Source organism: Limosilactobacillus difficilis, from assembly GCF_947387495.1.
GTDB lineage: Bacteria > Bacillota > Bacilli > Lactobacillales > Lactobacillaceae > Limosilactobacillus > Limosilactobacillus difficilis.
Genome location: NZ_CANDNU010000026.1, coordinates 1 through 26,410, shown reverse-complemented (window position 1 = coordinate 26,410; position 26,410 = coordinate 1). Strand labels below are relative to the sequence as shown.

The window sequence follows — 26,410 nt, the reverse complement described above, 5'->3', positions numbered from 1 at the left end:
GAAAAATATTAAACTATCAAACACCGTTTGAGATATTTTTTGAAGAACCGTTGCACTTAGTTTGACAATTCGTCACAAAAAAACACCCTCGCTCGGGAGCAAGGGTGCTAGGGATTATTTCAATTGACCGCCACGGATAAGGTAGTGATGTCCAGCAGTAACATCATATTGGACTAATTTGTAATCGTGCCACAGCTTCTTTTGCCGTGAACTGAGTTGCTTGAACTTCACTTGTTTACCGTTTTGGCCAACGAAGAGGTTGGTGGACTTGGCATTATTTTGTCCATTCAGCAAGTTTACTGGCATTTACTGTTGAACCTCTGTTAATAGTGCTAGGTACCAATTGACCCGCGAGTTGGTTTGTTCAGCAGCCAGGGCCAAGAAATCATTGGGCGCTGTATAAGCAGTGTTGTGGGTTAGTTTCCGCTGAGCACCATGTTGACGGGCATAACGGTTGGAGCAGATAAAGTAGTCGGTCTTATGAAGCTGGAGCCAGTGCCTGTTCAGGAGGTCACCGTATAGTCCCGGCAAGTGGTCCCCATAGAAGACAACCGTAATTGGCCGTTGAATTTGGTCGATTTTCTTAATAAAGTTAGCGACTGCCTTATCAGTATAGTTAATGCCGATAGTAAAGTTCTTCAGCCCCTCTTTGTCGACACTCGCGGGAGCACTGGTCAAGAAACGTTTGTTGTTCTTATAAAGACCGTTATATGGCAAGTGGTTTTGCATTGTTACCAGATTGATGAATTGCCCGCGATGACGACGCCCGAGCTGATCTTGGACGTTTTCGTAGGCAGATTGGTCATCGACATAGGTATTATTTCCCAGGAAATGTTTGTGTTTAACTTGATAGTGGCCATCAAGACTGTAGAAGCGATTGAAACCAAATTTGCGGTAGACGGTGTCGCGGTTATAGAAGGTGCCAGTGAAAGGGTGGATGGCCGTCGCATGGTTGAAATAGCCGACTACGGATGGGTTATTAGCCAGACCGCCGACCAATTGGGTGAACGGTGTCGTCAGGGTCGAAACGAAGATTCCTGTAGAAAACCGGTGAGGGTCATATATTCCATATTAGCAGTTCCGCCGCCATAGCCCGAGCTGAGCATCAGACCGCCGGTGTTTTTTTGCTTCAGGCGGCTAATAGTTGGGATGGGGTTCGTTTTTAACTTAACTCCGGGGACACGACGAGGGTTGGCAAAACTCTCACTGAGGTTAAAAATCAACGTCTGATCAGCCAGCTTATTGTGTCGGTGCCGATTGATGATTGCGGCCTCTGTTTGGTAACGGTGACGCAATTTGATCATCGTTGAACGGGAATAACCGCGGGGCTGCTTCATTACTTGAATATCAATGTTATTCAGCAGCTGCACGAAGGAACCGTTGGCTTCAGCACCCCATAGCTGTTTGTAGAACTGTGGATCGTTGCCGATGCCCCAGAGAAAAGTACTCAATGGTTCATGGTGCCAACCTGCACTGCTAAAAATCATAAGTGGGAAACAGCACAGCCAGAAAGTCAGCTGGAATTTGTTGATGTGGCGATGCTGTGGGAAATTGTGTTCAAGCAGGACGATCATCGTAATGGCGAAAATGACGAGAGCAATTGCTGCGATGACGGTGAGCTTGCCGCTCATCTTAATGATATTAAACCAGTTGGAGACCATTTTGAGTTCGGATGGCATGATCGGCTCTCCACGGCTCAAAATTTTAAGGGCACTCGCGATGATCCAGGCTAAAAAGATTGCCGAAGTCGTTCCTAAAGCAAGCCAATAACGCCGCGTGAGGACCCACAGGAATTCAAAGCAAGCAAAGATGATGAGGGTGTTGAAAAGCACCATCAGGTTGCGAACAGTTAATGAATAGATGATGTGATGCTAGTGAGTATCCCGTGAGATGTTCATCGCTAGTAGCGAAAGGGCAGCCAACCCATAACTGAAGAAAAGCGCCAGGATGAGGTTCCAGTGACTCAGTAAGTACTGTTTAAAGTGGTCCGGCCAACGATCTGGTTGTTGCCATTCAAAACTGGCTAGCCAGCGATTGATGCGGTCGTTAAGGCCCGTCAGTCGGCCGGAGATCGCGAAACATTGGACCAGAAGGCAAGCAACGATAATGATTGCCAGCGCGTATACCAGACTGAAAGCAAGGCGGCTAAGATTGCTGCCGGGTAGCTGATACAGAAGGTGGTGGAAGAGGGTCCTCGTCAGTGGGTAATGAGCAATGTAAATGGTGCCGCCAATTCGGTAAAGGCTTGCTGAACTTAGCAATTGGAACTTAGGGTAGACTAGGTTGACAATCGACCACGCAGTAAGGATTAGGAAGGCGTTCCCAGCATGGGTCATTCGCGTTGGACTCAGCTGTGTGCCGTTAATTTCATTGAGTAGCATCGCTGTTACGGGAAGTACCGCGACTGCTATAAGGGCAACAAACAGAGAAATGAAGCCAGTAGTCAGGAGCCGGCGTCGGGATTGTTTGCTTGGAAAAGAACCCAGAAGCATCAGAATGCTGTATAGAAGGGGATTGCTACCACGGACCCAGTGGAATAAGTCATGGCCGCTGATGGTCGGTAAGAAGAGCATTAACCACAGCAATAATTTAAGCCAAGGGATGCTTTTGGCGGATAATTCTTGGCTGAAAGTAATCAATACCAGTCTCAACAAAAGGCCAGTCATCATCGGTGCCGTGTTTTGACCGATTGGCAATAGTGTTTGGTAAAAGAGCTGACGCCAGAATTGCTGGTTGAAGATGCCGATGATCATCAAAAGCAGCCCGCTTCCTAGGACAATTAGCCAGCTTTTAAGTAGCAACGCGACCAGTCGCTTTAACGTTGGCTTCTGCTGGCCGATTAACCGGCCGAGCCATATAAAGAGCAGGTCGATGCCCAGCAGTGTCAGGACATGAAGTATCTGGACTTTGCTATTTAAGACGTTTTGGTCGATGCTTACCTTTTGCCAGCTGGAATGACTCTGCCAGAACATGATGTTGAAGACTGCCCAGAGCACAAAAAGCCAGGTGATTCCCTTTGCTTTTTTATTCACGCGGTGCCGACTCCCTTTCTATTTTTTAGACATAACTTCTCCAATTATATCATAAGTGACTTTTGCGCCCCCAGATTCTCACAATAACTTCATACAATCTTCATCAATGAACAAGCGGTTTAATTAATGAGTTGTTGTTTTTTGCGGAGAATTCTTGAAAATTTTTATCGTTAGGCTATCACTCGCCGCCGTAGTGTTTGCACAGTTTTTGGAATCTGCTGAGGTTGACGGTACGGTTCAAATCATTTTAGAATAAAGAAGTTGGTTGAAATCGCTTACAATAATAAGCGAGCTGAGGAAGGAGAATCCATTATGATCGATCAAGATAAAGCAAACGTGTTGTGGTTTGATGAGTTGCACCGCAAAGATGTCAACCTTGTCGGTGGCAAGTCGTCTTCACTGGGGGAAATGACTTCCGAGATGGACGTGCCAGTTCCATACGGTTTTGCAACTACGGCACGTGCTTACCGTTATTTCATGGCGGAGACGGGTTTGAATGACCAAGTACGTGAGCTGTTGAAGGGAATCAAAGATTACGAAGATGCCGACGAATTGCATGCCACTTGTACGGAAATTCGTCGGATTATTACTGATGCTAAGATGCCGGCGGACCTGGAGAATGACATTAAGCAGGCTTATGCTGATCTAGCTAAACGGATGAAGCAGGATGATCCTTTTGTTGCCATTCGTTCCTCAGCGACGGCTGAAGATTTGCCGGATGCTTCCTTTGCCGGCCAGCAGGAGTCTTATCTTAACATTCACGGTGCAAAAGACGTGGTAAACCGAGTTCAACAGTGTTATGCCTCACTCTTCACTGACCGGGCAACTTACTACCGGCACAAGCAAAACTTCCCATTTGATAAGGTTGCCCTGTCCGCAGCGGTCCAGATGATGGTCTTCTCCAAGGCTTCGGGGATTATGTTCTCAGTCAATGTTGCCAACGGGGATGATACCAAGATCGTTATCGATACGATTTATGGCCTGGGCGAGTACATTGTCTTGGGCAAGGTCACACCAGACCACTTCTTGGTAGACAAGAAGACAATGAAGATTGTGCGTAAGAACATTGTGCACAAGCCAATTGAATTATTGCGCAACGAAGATGGTGGCACTTATGAAGCCAAGGTGCCAGAAGAGCTCCAGGATAAAGCCGTTTTGACTGATGACCAGGTTCTTGAGCTGGCCGGTTATGTCAAAGAAATTGAGAAACACTATGGTTGCTACATGGACATGGAGTTTGCCTTAGACGAGCGGACCAACAAGTTGTGGCTGGTTCAAGCCCGTCCAGAAACTGTTTGGTCCCGTCGCAATAAGAACAAGAAGAAAGCTGGGGATGATTCAACGATGGAGAATGCAACTGATGCCGAGGTTGTTGTGCGGGGCTTGCCAGCCAGTCCTGGCTTTGCAACCGGGAAAGTTCACGTTATTGATGATCCATCTGACATCGACGAATTTAAGAAGGGTGAAGTGCTGGTTACCCTGCGGACGTCACCAGACTGGGTCCCAGCGATGAAGAAGGCTGCCGCAATTGTGACGAACAACGGTGGGTTGACGTGCCATGCTGCCATTGTTTCCCGGGAAATGCAGATTCCATGTATTGTTGGGACCGAAGCGTTAGGCAAAGCGGCAACGGAGCAGTTCCAAAATGGCGAAGAAGTAACGGTCGACGCCAAGAACGGGGTTGTTTATCGTGGTGATGTTGCCTCCATCGTGAAACCAGAAAAGAAAGCCGAAGTCAAAGCTACTTTGGCTGCACCAGAGTACTTTGAACCAACTGGCACCCAAGTTATGATGAACCTGGGTGACCCAGACTTGGCCGAGAAGTACGCGAACCTGCCGGCCGACGGGATCGGTCTGATGCGGGAAGAATTCCTGTGGACCACTTACATTCATGAACACCCGCTTTACTTGATTGAGACCGGTCGCCCCGACAAGGTTGTCGACATGCTGGCTGACGGGATCAGCAAGGTCTGCCGGGCAATGATGCCGCGTCCCGTTACATTGCGTTTCTCCGACTTCAAGTCTAGTGAGTACCGGAACCTCAAAGGCGGCGACAAGTACGAACCGCATGAACCAGCCGATCTTCTGGGCTGGCGTGGGGCTTCCCGGTATTACGACCCGAATTACATCGAAGGATTCAAGCTGGAATTGAAGGCGGTCCTGAAGGTCCGGAATGAATTTGGTTTGAAGAACCTTAATGTCATGATTCCGTTTGTCCGGACGGTTGATGAAGCCAAGCGGATTACTGAAATCATGAATTCCCAGGGTCTTTATCGTTCTGATGACTTCAAGGTCATGATGATGGCGGAAATTCCGTCGAACATCATCTTGGCTGACAAGTTCAACCAGTACGTTGATGGCTACTCTATCGGGAGCAATGACTTGACGATGCTGTTGCTGGGTTGTGACCGGAATAACGATACTGTCGCTCGGCTCTTTGACGAACGTAATTTGGCGGTTAAGCGGGCAATTCGGCACTTGATTCGGGCAGCCCACAAGGATGGCAAGAAAGTCTCAATTTGCGGTCAGGCGCCGTCAACTCACCCTGAATTCTCACGTTTCTTGATTCAGAGCGGGATCGACTGCATTTCAGTCAACCCGGATATGGTGAAGACGACGAAGCGCAACGTTGCCCAGTTTGAACGGCGGATTTTGCTGGACAAGGCCACTGGTCGGGGCCAACACGATCCAGAAAACTACGAGTGGTAGGTTAAAAATTAATGATTAAAACGTCTCACCGGATTGGTGGGGCGTTTTTGCTGATCTGGGAACAAATTTGTGTATAATGGATCTACGACATTGAGGAGGGATTAACTTGGATGCTTCAAAAAGCCGAGTGCGAGAATTGGCTTTATTAGGATTGTTGACCGCCTTGCAGGTAATTCTCGGCAATATGCTATCGTTACAGTTTTATACCCATAAGATTGTCTTTACCTTTGTAGTTGTAGCGCTGACGGCCCGGCTCTTTACGCCCCTGGCGACCGGTCTTAGCGGAGCTCTAGCTGGTTTCTTAGGCATGATTTTGTTCCCCAAATTTGCCTTTTTTCCCGGCTTTTTACTCACTTACTTTTGTGTTGGACTGGTTTTTGGCCATTGTATTGGCCAGAAGGTAACTTTCCCAAGGATTGTTTTGGCTAGTTTTCTGACCTTTTTTGGTTTTTACTACTTGATGAACTCCTGCTGGTTGCATATTATGTACGGGATTTCTTACAAAGTGCTTTTGGTGACGCGTCTGCCTCAGGAAATTATTATGTTTGTGGTAGCCGTTGTTCTTCTCAGCATCATGTTTCGGATTCCTGTCGTTAACCAGTTAATTGAACGCTATCACAAAAAATAGTGAAAAAGTTGATCTCATCAGTCATGAGGATTATATCTTTTCGAGGAAGGCAACTGTCGTTGTGGGGATAACGACAGTTGCCTTTTTGTTTCATGGTATTGCAATCAAAAAAAGCGGCACCAATAAGCTTTAAACTTATCAGTACCGAATATTATAGAATTTTTTATAACAAAAACCACCTGTTAAGGTGGTCAGCGTGTGAACTGCTCTAAAATTGTTAGACAAATCTGACAATTTTAGGGCGGTTTTTTATGGTAAAATACTCAACTCAATTCAAAATAAAAGTGGTTCAAGAATATTTATTGGGAAACACTTCTTATAACATCCTCTGCAAGAAGTATGGTATTTCAGATCCAATAGTTATTCGCGAATGGACTGAATTAGCGAAAAGTCATGGATTTGCATTTCTAAAGGTAAAGCATACTAAACAAAACTACTCAATTAATTTTAAACTGAAAGTGATAACCTATTATTGCACTCATGATGTAGGCTTTAATAAGGTTGCCGCGCATTTTAATTTAAACCATTCACAAGTTTATTCATGGTATCGTATATATCAAAAAGAAGGAATTGTTGGCCTATGGCCAAAGCCAAAGGGTCGACCTAGAAAAAACATGAATAAACGTAAGAAGAAGCAAAATCAGCCATTGCTAACACCAACAAAAGAAGAGCAGTATCAACAAGAAATTACGGATCTCAAAGCACAGCTTGCTTATGCAAAGATGGAGAATGATATCTTAAAAAAATTACAAGCCCTAAGACAGCAAGAAGAAAAAGACAAGCATTAGCGATTCATGAACTTAGGGCACATTATCCATTAAATGATCTATTACGCTATTTTGAAATACCAAGGTCTACGTATTATGAAAGATTAAAAGCTAGCCAAAAAGTTGATAAATGCCGTCAAATTAAGAAAGCTATTAAGAAAATCTTTCATCAAAGTCATGAAACTTACGGTTACCGGCGAATTCATATTCAACTAATGAAAGCAAACTTTTCAATTAGTCCAGAGACAGTACGCCAGTTGATGAATCATTTGAGACTCAAAGTCAGTATATATAGCAAGAAGAGTCACTATTCCTCCTATCGTGGAAATGTTGGACGCGTAGCGCCCAATATTCTAAAACAAAAATTCAATGAGCATCGTGCTTACCACGTGTTGCATACTGACATTACGCAGTTTAAATTAACGAACCATCAATTCGGATATATTTCAGCCGTCATTGATGAGGCCAGTAACGAGGTCTTGGCTGCTCAGGTATCGGCTAGTCCCAACCAAGTATTAATTAAACAAACCATAGCAGAATTAAAGACAAGACTACCGTCAGGTGGTCGACCTATCTTGCATTCTGACCAAGGATGGCATTACCAATTACCTTATTATCGAAATGCTTTAACTAAAGCACATTTTCAGCAAAGTATGTCCCGTAAAGGAAATTGTCTAGATAATGCTCCCATTGAAAGTTTCTTCAACTTGCTCAAACGAGAATGTTTAAAACGACTACAAATCTCATCAATCAAACAATTACAAGACGTGGTGCACAAATATGTCCATTGGTTTAATTACGAACGAATCTCATTAAATAAAAACGGATTGACTCCGATTGAATATCGGAATCAATCCGCCAATTAAAACTTTTTAAAATGTCTAACTTTTCTATGGCACTTCAGAAATCACAACTGCTGAAAGATCCAGCAAAGATAAACGTAAAGTAATCGGTAAAGGTAACTGTAAAGTAATCAGTGTTGATAATAGTGTGGTTAAAAGTAACGATAACTGTGTGCTATTAGTATCAAGGCATAAAAAAGAGCGCCTATTAAAGCGCTCTCTAACAAGCCGGCCGGTTCAAGTGATCAGCTCAAACCATATAGCACCCGGCCAGTACTCATCATTTCGATACATTTATTATACCACGCGAAAGCTATTTGTGACTATAAAAGCCTATTGGAACCATGATACAATGTGAGGAGCACTCGGTAGGGCTTAATCACCCCTAAATCGTGCTAGATGGGAGGTAACTTCCAATGCACTATTTCCCAGTGTTCATCATTTTGATTGTGCCTAATAAGCACATTAAACGTCTAATCAAAAAGATTATGCGAAAGCTGTCTCGGTAATTAGTATTTAATTTTTCAGCGCTTGCCAAAAGGTAGGCGCTTTTTTGATATTAACCCAATCACTGAGGTTAAAAAGAAGAACGCGCCCCCTATTAAAGAAAAGTTTAATACCCCTCCGACAGTGCAAAAGAGTGGTGCCAAATATCTATTCTTTACACTGATACCCCCAAATTTTCCGCAGAGCAAAAGAAAAAGGCCGCTAAAATAGCGACCTGATCCTCACCGGCAAGCATTCTGTTTTTCCGCAGTTTTTCCGCAGAATCTGTTTTTAATAGCTTTTTTCTGATTTTTCTAAAATCAAGAACGCTGATATATCAACGTTCTGGCGGCCATGCAAAATAGCAAAATGCTGAAAAATGGAGGTGAGGGGAGTTGAACCCCTGTCCAAAGCCATTGCCATCCCAACCTCTACGTTCGTAGGACAACTACTTAAAGTTCATTAGTCATAACGCCGTCATCCATGGCTCACATGACTAACTAGCTGGATGATCTCTTCTAGTAAACTCTAGCCGGGAATACTAGCGTCAGTCCACTTCGTATGAAACCCGTGACCGCACCATGGACGAGCCCGGACGGATCTACGCGTGCTACTTGTTAGGCAGCAACTGCGTAAGCGTAATTATTTTTGTTTGCAGTTATAATTAGAAAACTGAGCGTTTTGAAATGCGCCACCATTAAACGCAGTTGAGATTCAAACTGACCCTGTCGAATCCAAAAAACACCCCCAAGTAATGTAAAATCATTATAGCAGTTTCTAGACCAAAAAGCACGAAATCACACTTTCGTCATAAAAGATTCACATGGGGACAAATTGACAAAGTATAATAAATTATACAAAGGGGGGACTAGCGATGAAAATTTTAATGATCGAAGATAATCATTCTGTCTGTGAGATGATGGGGATGTTTTTTAAAAAGGAAAAATGGGATGCCGAATCCGCCTATGATGGGGAAGAAGCATTGGCAAAGTTTAAGGAAGCCCCGAACGACTGGGACATCGTGACACTGGATTTGAACCTGCCCAAGATTGACGGGATGCAGGTGGCGGTCGAACTTCGCAAGTTATCGCCGACGGTCCCCTTGATAATGCTGACGGCGCGCACGTCCCAATCTGATCAGGTTCTCGGTCTCGAAATGGGGGCCGATGATTACGTCACCAAGCCATTCTCACCGTTGACCTTAATTGCTCGCATGAAGGCGCTCCACCGGCGAGTTCAATTATCGCAACCCACCAACCAAGCATCACAGGTTAATAAGGAGTTTGACGTTGTGACTGACCACTTTAAGCTGAATTCCAAAACCCGCGAAGCTTTTCTCAACGGTCGTCAGATTAAGGACCTGACTCCGAAAGAGTTTGACCTTTTGAAGACTTTGGCATCTAAGCCTCGCCAAGTTTTTACTCGGGAGCAGTTATTGCAGATGGTTTGGGACTATGAATTCTACGGGGACGAACGCACCGTAGACGCTCACATCAAGAAATTACGGCAAAAGATCGAAAAAGCCGGTCCGCAGGTCATTCAAACCGTGTGGGGTGTTGGTTATAAATTTGACGATAGTGGAGCAGACAAACTATGAAATTTTTCTATCGGCAGATGCTCGCTTTCTTTGCTGTTATGCTGACCTTGCTGGTGATCCTGGCAGTTTCTTTCACCCACTCGACGACCAACATGCTTTATCGGCAGACTTGGTCTCAGTTAACGACTGATGCTGACAGCTTAGTAGAAGATTCTATTCAGTATGATATCAGCAAAAGCAGCTTCGAAGGTTTTGCGGCCCAGTCTTTGATGAGCAACGCTAATCTGTTAGCAAAACAGCACGTGCATTTTGCTATTTACAAGCCACAAAAGAACAAGTATTACGCTAGTAGTGAATTTAGTCCCCACATCGGCAAGGACGACTGGCGTCAATTAAAAGCGGGAAAAACCATTCACCGGAAAATCGATTACCCAAAAGTCAATCGGCAAGCCAATGGGGATATTCAAAGTCGAGTCCACCGCAATTTGCCCATGACGGAAATTATTCGTCCCTATTTTGATAATCACCGCTTGATTGCTGTTGTGGCAGCGGGAACTTTTGTTTCGACAATTAACGACAGCAAGCGGCAAATGCTGATTAATTTTATGTGGTCGACCGGACTAGCCTTTCTCTGTGCTTTCTTTCTCGGCTACCTTTTATCGCGTCAGTTGACGGGGCGCCTGACTAAAATGCAGAAAGCGGCGCGCAGTATTGCCCGGGGCGATTATGACGTCCATGTGCCGGTTAAGACGAATGATGAAATTGACGATCTTGGTCGTGATTTTAACCAGATGGCCGCTTCATTGAAAGCCTCTCAAGAAGAGATCCAGAAACAAGAGGAACGTCGTGAACGCTTCATGGCCGACGCCGCTCACGAAATGCGAACACCACTGACGACGATTAACGGCATCCTCGAAGGTTTAGCCTATGACGCAATTCCTGAAGAGGATAAGGCACACAGCATTAAGCTGATGCAAAACGATACGGCCCGGCTTATTCGTCTGGTGAACAATACACTGGATGCAGAAAAGATCCGGACCAACCAGATCGTGCTCAACCGGAAAGAATTTGACGCAACGGCTGAGCTTAAAAACCTTCGCGAACAGCTCAACAAAAAAGCTGCCGCTAAGGATGATAAGCTGCAGATTGATTCGCCACAGATGGTCGTGGTGTACGCGGACTATGATCGCTTTGTTCAGGTGATGTTTAATATCATCACTAACGCAATCCAATTTACGGAGCACGGTTTAATTACCATCAGTGCGAGCCGCTTGGCCCACGGAGCGGAATTTAAAGTGGCCGACACGGGGATCGGAATGAACCAAGATCAGCTCCACCAGATTTGGGATCGCTTCTATAAGGCGGATCGTTCCCGCATGAACACCCAGTACGGGGAATCGGGGATTGGCCTGTCCATTGTTCGTCAGCTGGTTAAATTGCACGGCGGTAAAATTGACGTGCAAAGTCGGCCGGGAAAGGGGAGCACTTTTACGATCTTCTTCCCGGATCGCGATTACGCTCCACAGGGGTCTGCTGAGCTTTCAACGTCAGATCAATAGGCGGTCTTTCCTTGTGAGATCTGCTTTTTGCGAGTATGATGAGTCTATTTGATACTTTTAAAATGAAAGGAAGCCACCTGGATGATCTATTTAATCGCCTTAATTCCAGCATTAGGCTTTGGCCTAGTGCCAATTATTTCAGGTAAAGTCGGTGGTTCCGCCGCTAACCAAATTTTCGGCATTGGTGCCGGAGCCAGCATCATTGGCCTGGTCTCGTTTCTGATTTTCCGGCCTCACGTTGCCTTGATTCCCTTTCTCTTCGCATTGGTTTGTGGTGCGCTCTGGACCATTGGCCAGATTGGTGCTTTTATTTCCTATCAGCGGATCGGAGTTGCTAACACCGTCCCCTTATCGACGACTTTTCAGTTGATTGGCAATTCCATCATCGGGGTGTTGGCTTTTCACGAGTGGCGAACTCCGCGACAGTTGACGATCGGGTTTGTTGCTCTTGCTCTAGTGGTCTTCGGGGCATTGTGTACTTCGGTGACGAACCGGTCTGGTGGTCACCATATCCATATCAGTGACATCCTCTTTCTGTTGGTGACAACGGTCGGCTACTGGGTCTATTCGGCTTTTCCGAAAATTCCAGTGGTCAGACACGTCGACTCAGTCGGGGTCTTTTTGCCAGAGATGTTAGGAATTCTGCTAGGCGCGATTATTTATGAAGCGGCCACGCACCAACTCGGCGCTTTTAAACAAAAGGCTCAGTATACTAACATTTGGAATGGCCTTTCCTGGGGCCTGGCTGCTTTAATTTATATTTTTGCAGCCCGTCAAATTGGCGTGACTCAAGCCTTTGTCTTCACACAGTTAAATGTTATTATCGGTACCCTTGGGGGGATCTTCATCCTTCATGAAGAAAAAACGCGTCTGGAAATGCGTTTTACGGTCATTGGGATCTTTCTGATTATCATCGGTTCTATTATGACCAGTTTTGCTTAATTATTTTCTGTCCAGTTTAGCAACCGGCTTTGTTCCGACTTGTTAAGCTGGATTTTTTTAATTAGCGGCTTGCTTTTCAAAAGATCTTTGTTATACTGTAAGTATAGTTAATAATCATTCTAAATAAGGAGAGGATATTAATGAACTTTATCGATCACGAAATTGATGATTTTCAAACAGCTGCATACCAGGACGGTGAAATTAAGCAAGTCAAGAAAGCAGACCTCTTGGGTCACTGGAGCATTATCTTCTTCTACCCAGAAGACTTCACTTTTGTTTGCCCTACTGAGCTAGAAGCATTACAAGATAATTATAAGGAATTTAAGGATGCAGATGCGGAAGTTTACTCTGTTTCCGAAGATGATGAATACGTACACCAGGCATGGGCAAAAGCTTCTGAAAAGATTGCCAAGATCAAGTACCCAATGCTTTCAGACCGGAACGGCAAGTTAGCTCGTCAGTTTGATGTTTTGGATGAAGAATCAGGGAACGCCTACCGGGCAGTCTTCATCATCGACCCGGATGGCAAGGTACAATCATACACCATCAACAACATGGGCGTTGGCCGTTCAGCCGATGAAATCCTTCGGACCCTGCAGGCCGCAAAGTTTGTTCGTGAACACGGTGATCGGGTTTGCCCAGCAAACTGGAAGCCCGGTGACGACACAATCAAGCCGAACCTGGACCTTGTCGGTAAGCTTTAATTAAATAAATCATGTGTCAATGTTTGGAGGCTGGAAAGAACTTGCTTTTTTCCAGCCTTCGTTTTAGTTAAGCTGGAGGGATTATGATGGCAGAGAAAGAACACATTTATGACGTTGCGATTATCGGTGCGGGTCCAGCAGGGCTTTCGGCAGGGATTTATGCTGGCCGGGCTACCCTTGATACAGTGATTTTAGAAGGCGACAATGTCGGCGGCCAGGTAACGACTACTTCGGTTGTTTACAACTACCCAGCGGTTGAAAAGGTTGACGGAACTGCTCTGATGAACAAGATGCAGCGGCAGGTCGCTGACTTTGGCGTAGAGATCGCTCATGAGCAGGTTGTAAAATTTGACTTTGCCGGCGATGTTAAAAAGCTGACTACCAAAAGCGGGCACGTTTATCAAGCTCGGGCGGTTATCATTGCTACGGGTGCCCACCCGCGCAAGGTCGGCTTCCAGGGTGAAGATGAATTCCGGGGCCGTGGAGTAGCCTATTGTTCGACCTGTGACGGAGAACTCTTCAGTGGCCTGCAGATCTTTGTTGTCGGCGGGGGTTACGCCGCTGCTGAGGAGGCCGACTACTTGACCCGGTTTGGCAAGCACGTCACGGTGTTGGTGCGGGCGGACCGTTTCCACTGTCCTTCCCTGATTGCCGAGCGGGCCATCAATAACCCGAAGGTGTCAGTTAAGTACAACACCGAGTTGGTCAGTGTCAGCGGAGATGATTACATTCAAAGCGCGACATTGATGAACAACAAGAGCGGCGAAAAAACCGTTTACCACGTCGATGAGGGTGACCAGACCTTTGGTGTCTTCGTCTACGTGGGGACAGTTCCAGCAACCAAGTCTCTGAAGGGCCTGGTAGAGATGGACGACCGTGGCTATATTAAGACTGATGAAAACTGTGCTACCAATATTAAAGGGGTCTATGCTGCCGGCGATGTGATGGTCAAACCACTGCGTCAAATCATCACTGCTGCTGCTGACGGCGCAACTGCTGCGACGGCTGCTGAAAAGTACGTTACTGCTCAGAAACAGCGGTTAGGGATCCCGATTCGCGAAGCCAACAAGCAACCAGCTACAACAGTTGGACAAACTTCAAGTGTAGCGACTGAAGAGCAGCCAGCAGCCAAACACGAAGGCAGTTGGCTCAGTGACGACATCGTCAAACAGTTGAAGATTGTCTTTGGTCGTTTAACAAAGGACGTCACCCTGCAACTTCTCGAAAATGATTCTCAGAAGAGTCAGGAGCTGGAAAGCTTCATCGACGAAGTAGCCAGTCACAGCGACAAGCTGAAGGTGACCAAGGGCCAGACCGACGGGGTCGATTATTTACCACAGCTGCGACTCTTAGTTGACGGTCAAGACACCGGTTTGCACTATGCCGGCATTCCAACGGGTCATGAGATGAGTTCGTTAGTGCTTGGCATTTACAACGTCGGCAGTGCTGGCCAGCAAGTTGCCCAGGCACTGGTTGAGCGGATCAAGGCCTTGCCGGAGACGCATATTCAAATCGGGGTATCGCTGACTTGTCATTTCTGTCCCGACGTGGTTGCTGCCTGTCAGCGGATCGCTTCCTTGAACCCTAAGGTGAGTGCGACGATGATTGACCTGGCTGACTATCCCGAGCTGCGGAAGGCTAAAAAGATTATGAGTGTGCCGGCGACGATGATTAATGGCGGCCCAGTGATCTTTGGCAGTCAGAGCTTGGAACAATTGTTGGACGCCTGTGAAAAAGCAACAAAATAAAAGCATTCGGATTTGATGACGAGAACTCGCGAATATTCGCGAGCTCTTTTTTTATGCTCTCTTTAGAAAAAACATATTCTTTTTAAAAGAAAAGAGTTGTCTTTTACTAAAAGAAGGTGTACATTAGTGATGTCGAAAGCGCTTTCGAACAATTGCTAGGAGGTAATGCAACGTGACTGGACGCAAGATGCCAAACGGTTTTTTCTGGGGGAATTCAGTTTCCAGTATGCAGACTGAGGGTGCCTGGAATATTGATGGAAAAGGATTGTCAGTTTATGACGTCCGTCCTGCAACCCCGACGACGACGGATTGGCACGTTGCCATTGATGAATATCATCGTTATGACGAAGACCTAGATTTGATGAAGGACATGAATATGAATATGTACCGGATTCAGATTTCCTGGTCGCGGGTTTGCCCCACAGGGGATGGCGACTTTAATGACAAGGGAATTGCTTTTTACGATCACTTGGTTAACGCGATGATTAAGCGGGGGATCACACCGATGATCTGTCTATATCATTTCGACATGCCGTTGCACCTTGCTGAACAATATAACGGTTTTATGTCGCGTCATGTGATGGATGCCTTTGTCCGTTTCGGTAAGAAGATGGTTGATCATTTTAGCGATCGGGTGAAGTACTGGATCACCTTTAACGAACATAACCTGTATTTCCAGGATGAAGTCTTTAACATTGCAGGCTATCAGAAGGGCGACAAGACGATTTCTGATATGTATACGATTTTCCATCACACCATGCTCGCCCATGCGGAGATTGAGGAGTACGCTCACGAAAAAGTTTCGGACATTCATTTTGGGGGAATGATCGCGTACACACCGGTTTATCCCGCGACTTCGAAGCCAATCGATGTCGCTGCTGCCCGAAAAGTCAATGAATTCGAATACGATAATCTGGCTGAAGCCTTTGTTAATGGTCACTACAGTAACGAGGTGCAGTCATACATTAGCAATAATAAAATTAATTATGACTATCAGGACGGCGACGCGGAAATCTTGGCCAAGATGCATGCTGATTTTTTGGCGTTTAGCTACTATCAATCAACTACTTTAAATGCGGATAAGGTGCCTGCCGATGCTGCTCCTAACCGTTACTTGAATTACGGGATGGAAGCCAACCGTTTTGTTAAGCATACGGAGTGGGGTTGGAATATTGATCCGACTGGTTTTCGCACGATCATCACTCATCTTTACAATCGCTACGGGGTGCCAACCTTCCCGATCGAAAACGGGATTGGGATTCACGAGCAGTGGGATGGCCAGCATCAGATCGAAGATGATGCACGGATCGCTTATCACCGGGAGCACATCAAAGCGATGAAAGACGCAATGTTCATCGATGGTGCCAAAGTCATCGGCTATCTCGGCTGGGGATTGATCGATATTCCTAGTTCGCATGCCGATTTTAACAAGCGTTATGGTGCTGTTTACGTTAATCGGACAAATCATGATCTCCGCGACCTGAAGCGGGTTCCTAAGAAGTCATATTACTGGTTTAAGCAAGTGTTTGCTGATAATGGAGATGAATTATAATGGCTGAAGACACAAGTTCAACGAGCAAGGTTGGGCAATTTGTTAACAACAAAATTTTGCCCCCTGTAATGAAATTTGTTAATACCAAGGCAATCAAAGCCCTGCAAAATGGGATGGTTTATGCTTTGCCATTTATTATCATTGGGTCGGTCTTTCTGATTTTCTCAAACATTCCGGTTCCTGCCATCGCTAAAGTAATGACAGATTCTGGCTGGGCAGCTTTCTTTAGCCAGGCCTACAATGCCACCTTTAATATTCTTTCAATGTGGGCGGTTGTCGGAATTGCTTATGTTTACGTCCAAAACGAAGGCTTTGAGCCGCTACCGGCTGGTTTAACCGCTCTGTCTTCTTTCCTGATGCTGCAGTTTTTGCAGATTGATAACCCGATTAAGACGGCGATGTCCCAAGGTGTGAAGAACACGGCTGGGACAGTTGTGATGAAATCATCCGTGGTTACCGCCAACGTCGACAAGCTGCCGCATGCTTTGCAGACCCTGATGAAGGCACCAGTGACTGGCTGTATCAACATTACCTGGCTTGGCGGTCAGGGGATGGTTGCCACCATCATTATCGGTCTTTTGGTGGGTTGGTCCTACTCTTCAATGCTACGTCATGGTTGGAAGATTTCATTGCCGGAACAGGTTCCGGCTGCAGTTGCAAACCAATTCTCAGCAATGATTCCAGCGGCCGTTGATTTGCTGGCATCGATGTTAATCTTTGCGGTGATCAAGACTTTCCTGCACACCGATATGCTGCAGTTGATTTACAAGTTGCTTGAAATGCCAATGCAGGGGATTTCAGACTCACTTGGCGGGGCGATCGTCATCGGTTTGGCGGTTTCCTTCTTCTGGTTCTTCGGAGTCCATGGTGGCTTGATTGTTGGTGCCATCGCGGGTGCTTTCCTGATTCCAAACACTGCTGCCAACGCTGCCCTTTATCACGCCGGCAAGTTAACCTTGGCTAATGGTGCTCACATTATCACCAACGAATTCTACAACAACTTTATTAACCTGACTGGGTCCGGGATTACGATTGGTTTGGTTGTCTTCACCTTGGTTGCAGCCCGTTCTGCTCAGATGAAGTCCATTGGGAAGTCGGAATTGATTCCGGCGATTTTCAACATCAATGAACCATTCCTGTTCGGGATGCCGATGGTAATGAACCCATTCTTGGCAATTCCATTCTTCCTGACACCATTGATTGTCGCCGTTTCGACTTATGCTGTAATCTACTTCCACATCGTACCGCCGCTGAACGGGGTGGCCGCACCGTGGACGACACCAGCCGTTATCTCTGGATTTTTGATCGGTGGTTGGAAGATGGCAATCTGGCAATTCTGTACACTGGTCATCTCAACTTTGATGTACTGGCCGTTTGCTAAACGCTATGATAATTACCTGTACAAGAAAGAACAGGATAAGCTGGCCGAACAGCAAAAAGGTGACGAAAAGGCTGCTGACTAGTTGATATAAAGGATTTGAAACTGATGCCTGCAGTATAGCTGAAAATGTAATAAAACAATGGTCCCTAACGTTCGGTAAGCCGAATGCTAGAGACCTATTGTTGCTCGTCAGAGTGTAACGCAAAGCGATTAACGGCTTTGAACTAGCCAAAACAGGAGGAGCGGTTATGATGAGGCGACTACTAGTTGTGGATCTTGGTGGGACAGCTATCAAATTGGGCTCGTGGGAGGCCGGCCGCTTAACGAAAATGACGCCGGTTACGACGCCGCAAAATTTGGAAGGCTACTACCAGGTACTGATTGATGCTAAAAAACAGGTTGAAAGTGACGCCGGGCCTGTTGAGGGAGTGGCAATCTCATCACCCGGCGCGGTGGATCAAAGCACCGGCATTATCGGTGGTGCCAGCGCGATCCCATATATTCACAATTTTCCGATTCAACAAGAATTGGAAAAAGGGCTCGGCGTTCCGGTCACAATTGAAAACGATGCTAATTGTGCAGGTCTGGCGGAATGTCAATTTGGTGCCGGCCGTTTTGGGAACAGTATGCTGCTATTAGTAATCGGCAGTGGTATTGGTGGAGCGGTTATCTTTAATAACCATATTTGGCATGGGGCCCACTTGTCAGGTGGTGAATTTGGGTATATGCTGGCCCAACACCCGGCAGACAATGGCTTGACCCTGTCCAATATGTGCTCGCCAGTCGCCATGGCTAAGTCCTTTTCGGCTAAGAAAGGACGAGAATATAGTGGCAAGGCGGTCTTTGATTTAGCTGCTGCCGGTGAAGCAGATGCCCAAGCGGCGGTTAATCTTTTGATCGGCAATCTCGCATCCGTAATCTATAATTTACAATATAGCTTTGACCCTGATAGAATTGTTCTTGGCGGTGGCGTTTCTCGCAATCCGCACTTGCTGCCCTTACTCGAAGCGGCTGAAAAAAAGATTCGCGAGAAAATCACGGCCAACGAATTAAAGCTTAGCGGGGTTAAGTTTAACTTGCTCCGACCAAAGCTTGCCGTAAGCCAATTTCATGCTGATGGCAATTTACTGGGGGCGTTAGTTAATTATTATCAGATGCGTGGCTTATCGGGGGATGAACTAAATCAAATACCGGAAGTCAGATGAGTTGTTATGAAGAAGTACCAATACGTTGCAGAAAAAATCCGCAAGCGGATTGAAGATGGGACTTATCCGCCTAAAAAGCTGATTCCTAACCAAATTGAGCTAGCTAAAGAATTTAACGTCAGTAAAATTACGGTGAAGAATGCCCTCGATCACTTAGCGCGTGCTGGCATGGTTTACAAAAAGTCTGGTTTGGGGACTTATGTTCGTGATGTTTCGGCACTGGTCAGTGCACACGATGCACCAGCTAATGCCTTTAACGGTTTATATCATGATTCTGGCGCACAGCACGTAGCTAGCAAAGTGATCAAGTTTGAGGTTTCTTTTCCTGACGAACACGTTGCCAAGAATTTAGGAATTGCCAAAAACGAGCCAGTTTACGAGATCATTCGATTGCGTTTGCTGGATCAAAAGCCCTTTATTTTGGAGCATACTTTTATGCCGGTGCGCCTGGTGCCGGACTTGACCAATGAAATTTTGCACAAGTCGATCTATCAGTACATCCATCACAAATTGCATTTGCAATTTGGCGGTGCCTACCGGAAAATCCATGCTGCGAAAGCCAGCGATTACGATATTCAGTATCTAGGTGCCAAAAAAGACACTCCGATGCTGGAAATCGAGCAGGTGGTCTGGTTGACGACGGGAAGCAACATCGAATATTCTAAGAGCCGCAACTTGTATAATAGCCGTGGCTATACCGTTGTAGATTTGAACGAAAGCTAATTGCAAAAGAACTTGAGAGAAGAGGAGAATTATCATTATGGCAGAACCATTTTTTCTTAAACCTGTATTTCATGAAAAGATTTGGGGTGGCCGCAAATTAGCGACTGACTTTGGCTACGACTTACCAGACGGAAAAATCGGCGAATGCTGGGCTATCTCCGGTCATCTGCACGGCCCGTCCTTTATTGAGAACGGTCAATTTGCTGGTCAGAAGCTGGCTGACGTCTACGTTCAGCATCCCGACTTGTTCGGCAAACCGACTTCCAAGGTCTTCCCACTTTTGACGAAGATTTTGGATGCGGAAGCGAGCCTCTCCGTTCAAGTGCACCCGGACGACGAATACGCCCTGAAGCACGAGCACGATCTAGGGAAGACCGAATGCTGGTACATCATCAACGCTGAACCAGGTGCTTACCTGACCTATGGGCACACTGCTAAAACCCGGGAACAGCTGAAAGACATGATTGACAACCATGAATGGGACCAGCTTTTGGGCAAGCTGCCAGTCAAGACTGGTGACTTTGTTTACGTGCCAAGTGGGACGATCCACGCCTTGAATAAAGGGATTGAGGCTCTAGAAACCCAGCAAAGTTCCGACACGACCTACCGCTTGTATGACTACGACCGGGTAGATAAGAAGACCGGTAAGAAGCGGGATCTGCACATCAAGCAGTCAATCGATGTAACGACGGTGCCGTTTAAGATGCCGGAATTAAACACTTCGGTCAAGAAAATCGGTAACAACACTGTGACGACCTTTATTGAACCGCCAAAGTCGAAGTTCTTCTCCGTTTACAAGTGGGACGTCAATGACGAATTGACTCTTAAGCGTGGCGACCGGGCATATATGCTGGCCAGCGTCATCACGGGTGAAGGGACGCTGACCATCGACGGGCATGATTATCCATTGCACCGTGGAGTTCACTTCTTAATGCCACATGATGTTGACGAATGGACGCTGAAGGGAAAGATGATGTTGATTGCTTCGACGCCGCACAGTCGGATTTAAGCAAATGAATTTTTAATTAAATAAGATTTTTGATTACGGCATAGTAAGCCAATATCGCACTGAACAGGGCTGTGCAAACGCCTGCGCACAGTTGAAAAAGTTGCCTGTTTTAGATATGATAAGTGCGGTATTGAATTACTATGCCGTTTTTGGAAAGGAAAGTGAAATTAATGGCTAAGGTTTCATTAGACAGTAGTGCTCTGAAGCGGTTCGTCGGCAAACACGAACTGGATCAGATGCAAACGATGGTAAATGCAGTAGACAAGGACTTGCGTAACGGTACTGGTGCCGGCAACGACTTCACTGGCTGGCTGCATTTGCCGACCCAATACGACAAGGATGAATTCGCACGGATCAAGAAGGCTGCTAAGAAGATTCAGTCTGACTCCGAAGTCCTCGTTGTTATCGGGATTGGTGGTTCATACTTGGGTGCACGGATGGCTGTTGACTACCTCCACAACACTTTCTATGAAGCACAAAAGGCTGAAGACCGCAAGGCTCCACTGGTAGTCTTTGCTGGTAACTCCATCAGCTCAACTTACGTTCACGACTTGCTGCAGTTGCTGGGCGACCGCGACTTCTCAATCAACATCATTTCGAAGTCCGGGACGACGACTGAACCATCAATTGCCTTCCGTGTATTCAAGAAGAAGCTGATTGACAAGTACGGCCTGGAAGAAGCTAACAAGCGGATTTACGCTACTACTGACAAGGCTCGTGGTGCCCTGAAGAAGGAAGCCGACGCTAATGGTTACGAAACCTTCGTTATTCCTGACAACATCGGTGGCCGTTACTCAGTCCTGACGCCAGTTGGTCTGTTACCAATCGCAGTTTCTGGCGGGGACATCGACCAATTGATGGCTGGTGCTGCTGATGCCGAAAAGGAACTGGACAACACTGACCTGAACTCGAACCCTGCTTACCAGTATGCTGCTTACCGCAACATCCTTTACCGTAAGGGTTACACTACTGAACTGATTGAAAACTATGAACCAAACCTCAAGAACTTCGCTGAATGGTGGAAGCAATTAGTTGGTGAATCTGGTGGTAAGGACAACAAGGGAATCTTCCCAGCTAGTGCTAACTTTACCACTGACCTGCACTCGTTCGGTCAATACATCCAAGAAGGCCGTCGTAATTTGATTGAAACGGTTCTGAAGCTGGACAAGCCAAACTACGATGTTGAAATCCCAGCTGAAGATGATAACCTTGACGGTTTAGGCTACCTCGAAGGCAAGACGATGGACTTTGCTAACACCAAGGCTTACCAAGCCGTTGTGGCTGCTCACAACGACGGTGGAGTTCCGGTAATGTCAATTCACTTGCCAGACGAAACTGCTCACACCCTGGGTTACGCAATCTACTTCTTTGAAGTAGCAATCGCAATCTCTGGTTACCTGAACGGTGTTAACCCATTCAACCAACCAGGTGTTGAAGCTTACAAGGTTAACATGTTTGGTCTGCTGGGCAAGCCAGGCTACGAAAAGATCGGTGATGCACTTCGCAAGTCCATGAAGGAAAACGAAGACTAATTGCTAACAGATTTAACAAGAAAAGCGACGTCAGTAGGCGCCGCTTTTTTGTTAGGGCAGACTTTGTGTTAAAATGGGTGGCACAAATAGCAAAGGAAACGGGATTTGTTATGAACAATCAATCAGAAGAACAAATTTTACGGCGTGAAGCCAAGAAAATCATGCGACAAGTTATTATTGGCGCTGTGATCACAATTGTGATGGCCATCTTGCAATTCTTGAAAGTCTTACCATTTCTTCAGTACGTGACGGCTTTTTGTGGCCTCTACACCTTAGTGATGGTCGGTACGTGGCTGAATTTGACGCTTAGGATTCATCGTAACTAGAGTCACAACAAGGGGGTAAATGATGCAACGACGAAAGACGGTCCTCTGGACAATCATCGGAATGATTTCATGTACCTTCTGGGGCATTTCGGGATTAGCTGCCAAGGCTTTGTTTAATCTTGATTCCTCAATCAACGCAATCTGGCTATCTCAAGTGCGAATGATCTGCACGGGAATGGTTCTATTGGCTTTTTCTGCTATCATCAAACAACGGCCGCTGGCAATTTGGCGGGAACCCAAAGCCCCCAGCATCTTGATTTTGTATGCCGTCCTCGGAATCGTCCCCGTCCAATTCTGCTACTTCGAGGCGGTGCAACTGGGTAATGCATCGATTGCGACGATTTTGCAGTTTATTGGGCCGTTTTTTATTTTGATCTACCAGGCTTTGTTTGCCCACCAGCCATTGGAACGATTCCAAATCATCAGCGCCCTTGTGGCTTTCTTCGGGGTTGTGCTCCTGGCCACCCGGGGACATTTCAATCAGTTGGCGATTTCCGAGGCGGTTTTATTTTGGGGGCTCTGCTCCGCGCTGGGTGATGCTACCTCTGTTTTAGCGCCGGCCCACTTGATTCGTCGGAACTTGTCATCAGTCGTTGTGACAGGATGGGGGATGCTGATTGCCGGGCTTTTTTTGGTGGTCATTCACCCGGATTTCTCGGTGCATCCTCAGTCATCGATGGCGTGGTGGCTGGTGGCCTTTGTTGTGGTCTTTGGGACGATCTTGCCTTTCCAGCTCTTTAGCAGCGCCTTGCGTTACGTTTCGGCATCAACTGCTGGCTTTTTGGACGCCTTTGAGCCTTTAGCGGCGACGATCGGTTCGGTGATTTTATTTCATCTCCAATTGCAACTGACGGACTGGATAGGGAGCATAATGGTTATTATCGCTGTTCTTTCGTTGAGCTTCATTCCTCAAAAGAAACAAATAAAGAAGCACTAAAATAAAGCGCTGATCCTGTGAATCATCTTCACGCAGGGTCAGCGCTTTATTCTATTGTTGAGGATTATTGGATCCATTGTTGCTGTTCACCGGCGGCTCAGAAACGGTTTGGCTGCCGCTGCCGCTTGCTTTTTGGTTATACAGTTGGTTGACGTGGTCGATGTCCTCTTGCTGAATTGAGTACATTGAACCGGCAGGTTGCATAACGGAAATGTCATTTGTATGTTTGAGGCCAATTGCGTGGCCAAGTTCGTGTTCGGCGGTGTTAACAATCCGATCAGTTCCGTAACCGTATTCGGGGTTGAGCAGATAGCCGGCATTGATCGTGACGTCAGCGTGAACAAAGTAACCCGTCATCGCGTTGCTTTCGACGGTTGTCAGGCCTGCACTGCCGTTAGTTGGATCATTATTTGTGTGGAAGTAGATATCGGCCTTGTTTTTATCATTAGTTTCTTTAAAAGTAAAGGCACCAGTTTCGTTCCACCTTTTGATAGCAGTTTCTGCTGCCTGGTAGAGAGTCTGGTTATCGATGTTGACGTAAATAGTGGCGCTGCGTTTTGGCCAACGTCCGCTGACACCAACTTTGCTTTTGCTTTGCTTGGTGCTCTGCTGACTTGCTGGCTGGCTTTGCTGGTTGGGATTGGTGTTGTTTGTATTTCCTAATCCCAACCGGCCGCGGAGTTGATTGAGTTGAGCCATCAAGACTGTGGCAGTGTTATTGACATTGTTTTGGAAACGGGGAGAATTTTGGTAGCCGTAAATAAAGCCGCCAAAGATCGCCAGGTAGATCAAAAAATGAAGAAAAGATCGATGTCTGATAATGATCGACCTCCTTTAGAATTCTGCTTGTTATTATCTTAATCATCGAAACGACAGCAGTCCAGAAATTTAACTGCCACTAATGGCACGCCTTTTACGAACAGACGTTCTATAAACATGATATAATACTGGCGGGGTGGTTGCAATGATGATGGGACAATCCTCTCTTGCCAAAAAAGAAGCAGCAATCATTAGCGAGCGGGCTTTCCAAAATTTTGAGCATCATCAGCACGTCTGGTATCGTTTGCTGGTCGTTAATGATCAATATAATCAGCAGTACAATTTTTTTCTGGAGTGGCACTATCGAGGCGAGCGATGTCGTTCAGTGCCGCTTCACGTGGTTCAGCACTATGAATTACATTATCTAAAACAGGTGTTGATAAATGTTCAAAATCGCATCGGTTTCTCAATCTTGTTGCGCAATTTTCCGATTATTCAGCGAAATCTATTACAGAAAAGTTAAATAACCGACATAAAATTGACTATTGCGGTTCATTTTGCTACCTTATAGGGAGCTGATTATTTTACAAATCTATAGACAATGAGGGTTGTATACATGGTTAAACATGAAACGCGAGAACAATATCGCGAGCGGATTCAACAAGATATTGACCAGCAAGTCAACCAGACCGAGAGCTACGACGATCAGCCGATAGCTCAACCAAGTCAAACCACAAACGATGGTGGTAACGGCAGCAATAACAACGGTAATAATGGGGGTAACAACTGGCACCCTCACCGAACTGGCGGATGGCTGAAGGCCTTTATCCTCTTAATTATTCTTGTTATTCTCGGAGCTGGTGGAGTTGAATACCACCGGATTCATAGTACGGCAAAGGGAATTTTTGGTGCTAAGAGCGGCAAAATCAACCCCAAGCTGAAACGGGGCGAACCGATTTCGGTCCTTTTGATGGGGACCGATGTTGGGGCGTTGAACCGGGGTAATAAGGGTGGTAACACCGACACGTTGGAATTGATGACAATTAACCCGAAGAAACAACGCATTTCGATGACCAGTATCCCGCGTGACACCCTCGTTCGCGTGAACACCAAGGAGGGAGCTGACTACGTTAAAATCAACGCGGCTTACTCTATTGGCGGTCCCAAACAGACTTGCAAGCAGGTTTCCGAGCTACTGAACGTTCCCGTTAATTACTACGCCGTGATTAACATGGGGGTTTTAAAGAAAGTGGTCAATGCGGTCGGCGGGGTTGATGTTAACAACCCCTTTGCCTTTACCTACGAAGGGCATCACTTTAAGAAGGGTCAGCAACACTTGAATGGTGAACTAGCATTGAAATACTCGCGGATGCGTTATAGCGACCCGAATAATGACTACGGCCGGCAGCGGCGTCAACAGCAAATTATGTCGGACGTCATTACCAAATTTAAGGAGAATGGTTCCGTATCTGCAGTGAATAAGATCTTGGATGCGGTAAAGGATGGGGTTAAGACAAATGTCCCAATTGACAATGTTGCGATCTTATACGCCAACTACCATGCGGCGATGAACAACGTTTCCAAGTATCATTTCCAAGGAAAGGATGCTACCATCGAAGGTGTTTCGTTCCAGATTGCTTCACCAAAGGAGATCAACCGGGTATCGAAATTGGTTCGGAACCAGTTAGGGCTGCCTTACGAAAAGGTTCATAACTACGAAACATGGATGTACCACAAGCAACATGGGTATAACGGGGTTACTAATACTGACTTTGAATTACCTAATGGGGCTGAATATAATGTTCCTGGTAGCGGCGGGCACCACCATAGTTCAACTTCTGGCAGTTCTTCTGCTGATAGTGGCAATGATGATCTCAGTGCTATCAATGTTCAATATTAAGATAAATATTGTTTAAAAGACATGATCCTGGAAAATAACCGGGATCATGTCTTTTTGACGAATTGTCAAACTAAGTGCAACGGTTCTTCAAAAAATATCTCAAACGGTGTTTGATAGTTTAATATTTTTCTA

Annotated in this window: 25 protein-coding genes and 1 other RNA gene; 19 read left to right on the top strand and 7 right to left on the bottom strand. The window is 46.1% G+C overall.

Annotated features, from left to right (window positions below; genetic code table 11):
- Positions 1-114 precede the first annotated feature (114 nt).
- The 4 genes from QOR82_RS06045 to QOR82_RS06030 form a co-directional block, all read right to left on the bottom strand.
- Entirely contained in the window at positions 115-306 is a 192-nt protein-coding gene (locus tag QOR82_RS06045; RefSeq protein WP_283583879.1) for a hypothetical protein, read from the bottom strand.
- Complete coding sequence (locus QOR82_RS06040) at positions 307-999, bottom strand: sulfatase-like hydrolase/transferase (protein WP_283583878.1); 693 nt, start codon at positions 997-999, stop codon at positions 307-309. It lies immediately after the preceding gene.
- Positions 1,000-1,016: 17 nt separating this feature from the next.
- The gene (locus QOR82_RS06035) at positions 1,017-1,679 is read right to left on the bottom strand and encodes a sulfatase-like hydrolase/transferase (protein WP_283583877.1); all 663 of its coding nucleotides are present in this window, start codon (positions 1,677-1,679) and stop codon (positions 1,017-1,019) included.
- A gap of 192 nt (positions 1,680-1,871) precedes the next feature.
- Entirely contained in the window at positions 1,872-3,032 is a 1,161-nt protein-coding gene (locus QOR82_RS06030) for a hypothetical protein (protein ID WP_283583876.1), read from the bottom strand.
- A gap of 312 nt (positions 3,033-3,344) precedes the next feature.
- On the opposite strand from QOR82_RS06030, the gene ppsA reads away from it, so the two are divergent.
- The 4 genes from ppsA (at position 3,345) to QOR82_RS06010 (ending at position 8,002) form a co-directional block, all read left to right on the top strand.
- Positions 3,345-5,741, top strand: coding sequence for a phosphoenolpyruvate synthase (gene ppsA / locus QOR82_RS06025; protein ID WP_283583875.1), 2,397 nt, complete (start codon positions 3,345-3,347; stop codon positions 5,739-5,741).
- A 106-nt stretch (positions 5,742-5,847) separates the two neighbouring features.
- Positions 5,848-6,369: a folate family ECF transporter S component gene (locus QOR82_RS06020; protein WP_283583874.1), complete on the top strand. Its 522-nt coding sequence runs from the start codon at positions 5,848-5,850 to the stop codon at positions 6,367-6,369.
- Between the two features lie 251 nt (positions 6,370-6,620).
- Entirely contained in the window at positions 6,621-7,157 is a 537-nt protein-coding gene (locus QOR82_RS06015; RefSeq protein WP_283583873.1) for a helix-turn-helix domain-containing protein, read from the top strand.
- Positions 7,115-8,002, top strand: coding sequence for an IS3 family transposase (locus tag QOR82_RS06010; protein WP_326521489.1), 888 nt, complete (start codon positions 7,115-7,117; stop codon positions 8,000-8,002). The genes QOR82_RS06015 and QOR82_RS06010 overlap by 43 nt, the downstream gene beginning before the upstream one ends.
- A gap of 753 nt (positions 8,003-8,755) precedes the next feature.
- On the opposite strand, the gene QOR82_RS06005 is transcribed toward QOR82_RS06010, so the two are convergent.
- Together QOR82_RS06005 and ssrA are read right to left on the bottom strand one after the other, a co-directional pair.
- Positions 8,756-8,887 (bottom strand): hypothetical protein, encoded by a 132-nt coding sequence (locus QOR82_RS06005; RefSeq protein ID WP_283583872.1) that lies wholly within the window; start codon positions 8,885-8,887, stop codon positions 8,756-8,758.
- Positions 8,842-9,213: a transfer-messenger RNA gene (ssrA, locus tag QOR82_RS06000) on the bottom strand. The genes QOR82_RS06005 and ssrA overlap by 46 nt, the downstream gene beginning before the upstream one ends.
- A gap of 125 nt (positions 9,214-9,338) precedes the next feature.
- Between ssrA and QOR82_RS05995 the strand changes: the two genes are divergently transcribed.
- From QOR82_RS05995 to QOR82_RS05935, 13 genes are all read left to right on the top strand, one after another.
- Complete coding sequence (locus QOR82_RS05995; RefSeq protein ID WP_283583871.1) at positions 9,339-10,061, top strand: response regulator transcription factor; 723 nt, start codon at positions 9,339-9,341, stop codon at positions 10,059-10,061.
- The gene (locus QOR82_RS05990) at positions 10,058-11,560 is read left to right on the top strand and encodes a sensor histidine kinase (RefSeq protein WP_283583870.1); all 1,503 of its coding nucleotides are present in this window, start codon (positions 10,058-10,060) and stop codon (positions 11,558-11,560) included. Before QOR82_RS05995 ends, QOR82_RS05990 begins: the two co-directional genes overlap by 4 nt.
- 81 nt (positions 11,561-11,641) lie before the next feature.
- A complete protein-coding gene (locus tag QOR82_RS05985) occupies positions 11,642-12,502 on the top strand; it encodes a GRP family sugar transporter (RefSeq protein ID WP_283583869.1) in 861 nt (286 codons plus the stop codon).
- Positions 12,503-12,642: 140 nt separating this feature from the next.
- Positions 12,643-13,206: a peroxiredoxin gene (locus QOR82_RS05980; protein ID WP_283583868.1), complete on the top strand. Its 564-nt coding sequence runs from the start codon at positions 12,643-12,645 to the stop codon at positions 13,204-13,206.
- A gap of 86 nt (positions 13,207-13,292) precedes the next feature.
- A complete protein-coding gene (locus QOR82_RS05975; protein WP_283583867.1) occupies positions 13,293-14,954 on the top strand; it encodes an FAD-dependent oxidoreductase in 1,662 nt (553 codons plus the stop codon).
- A 187-nt stretch (positions 14,955-15,141) separates the two neighbouring features.
- The gene (locus tag QOR82_RS05970; protein WP_283583880.1) at positions 15,142-16,506 is read left to right on the top strand and encodes a glycoside hydrolase family 1 protein; all 1,365 of its coding nucleotides are present in this window, start codon (positions 15,142-15,144) and stop codon (positions 16,504-16,506) included.
- Positions 16,506-17,969, top strand: coding sequence for a PTS sugar transporter subunit IIC (locus tag QOR82_RS05965; RefSeq protein WP_283583866.1), 1,464 nt, complete (start codon positions 16,506-16,508; stop codon positions 17,967-17,969). Before QOR82_RS05970 ends, QOR82_RS05965 begins: the two co-directional genes overlap by 1 nt.
- 166 nt (positions 17,970-18,135) lie before the next feature.
- Positions 18,136-19,092, top strand: coding sequence for an ROK family protein (locus QOR82_RS05960; RefSeq protein WP_283583865.1), 957 nt, complete (start codon positions 18,136-18,138; stop codon positions 19,090-19,092).
- A gap of 6 nt (positions 19,093-19,098) precedes the next feature.
- Positions 19,099-19,815 carry a GntR family transcriptional regulator gene (locus QOR82_RS05955; RefSeq protein WP_283583864.1) on the top strand — a complete coding sequence of 239 codons (717 nt, stop codon included), beginning with the start codon at positions 19,099-19,101 and terminating at the stop codon, positions 19,813-19,815.
- A gap of 37 nt (positions 19,816-19,852) precedes the next feature.
- Positions 19,853-20,824 carry a mannose-6-phosphate isomerase, class I gene (manA, locus tag QOR82_RS05950; RefSeq protein WP_283583863.1) on the top strand — a complete coding sequence of 324 codons (972 nt, stop codon included), beginning with the start codon at positions 19,853-19,855 and terminating at the stop codon, positions 20,822-20,824.
- A 170-nt stretch (positions 20,825-20,994) separates the two neighbouring features.
- Positions 20,995-22,356: a glucose-6-phosphate isomerase gene (locus QOR82_RS05945; protein WP_283583862.1), complete on the top strand. Its 1,362-nt coding sequence runs from the start codon at positions 20,995-20,997 to the stop codon at positions 22,354-22,356.
- A gap of 110 nt (positions 22,357-22,466) precedes the next feature.
- Positions 22,467-22,682, top strand: a complete 216-nt coding sequence (locus QOR82_RS05940; RefSeq protein WP_283583861.1) for a hypothetical protein — start codon at positions 22,467-22,469, stop codon at positions 22,680-22,682.
- 22 nt (positions 22,683-22,704) lie between these two features.
- The gene (locus tag QOR82_RS05935; protein WP_283583860.1) at positions 22,705-23,619 is read left to right on the top strand and encodes a DMT family transporter; all 915 of its coding nucleotides are present in this window, start codon (positions 22,705-22,707) and stop codon (positions 23,617-23,619) included.
- 51 nt (positions 23,620-23,670) lie between these two features.
- On the opposite strand, the gene QOR82_RS05930 is transcribed toward QOR82_RS05935, so the two are convergent.
- Positions 23,671-24,411, bottom strand: coding sequence for a matrixin family metalloprotease (locus QOR82_RS05930; protein ID WP_283583859.1), 741 nt, complete (start codon positions 24,409-24,411; stop codon positions 23,671-23,673).
- 172 nt (positions 24,412-24,583) lie between these two features.
- Between QOR82_RS05930 and QOR82_RS05925 the strand changes: the two genes are divergently transcribed.
- On the top strand, positions 24,584-24,901 hold the full coding sequence (locus QOR82_RS05925; RefSeq protein ID WP_283583858.1) for an acetyl-CoA carboxylase: 318 nt from the start codon (positions 24,584-24,586) through the stop codon (positions 24,899-24,901).
- Positions 24,902-24,994: 93 nt separating this feature from the next.
- Positions 24,995-26,278 carry an LCP family protein gene (locus QOR82_RS05920; protein WP_283583857.1) on the top strand — a complete coding sequence of 428 codons (1,284 nt, stop codon included), beginning with the start codon at positions 24,995-24,997 and terminating at the stop codon, positions 26,276-26,278.
- Positions 26,279-26,410: the final 132 nt, after the last annotated feature.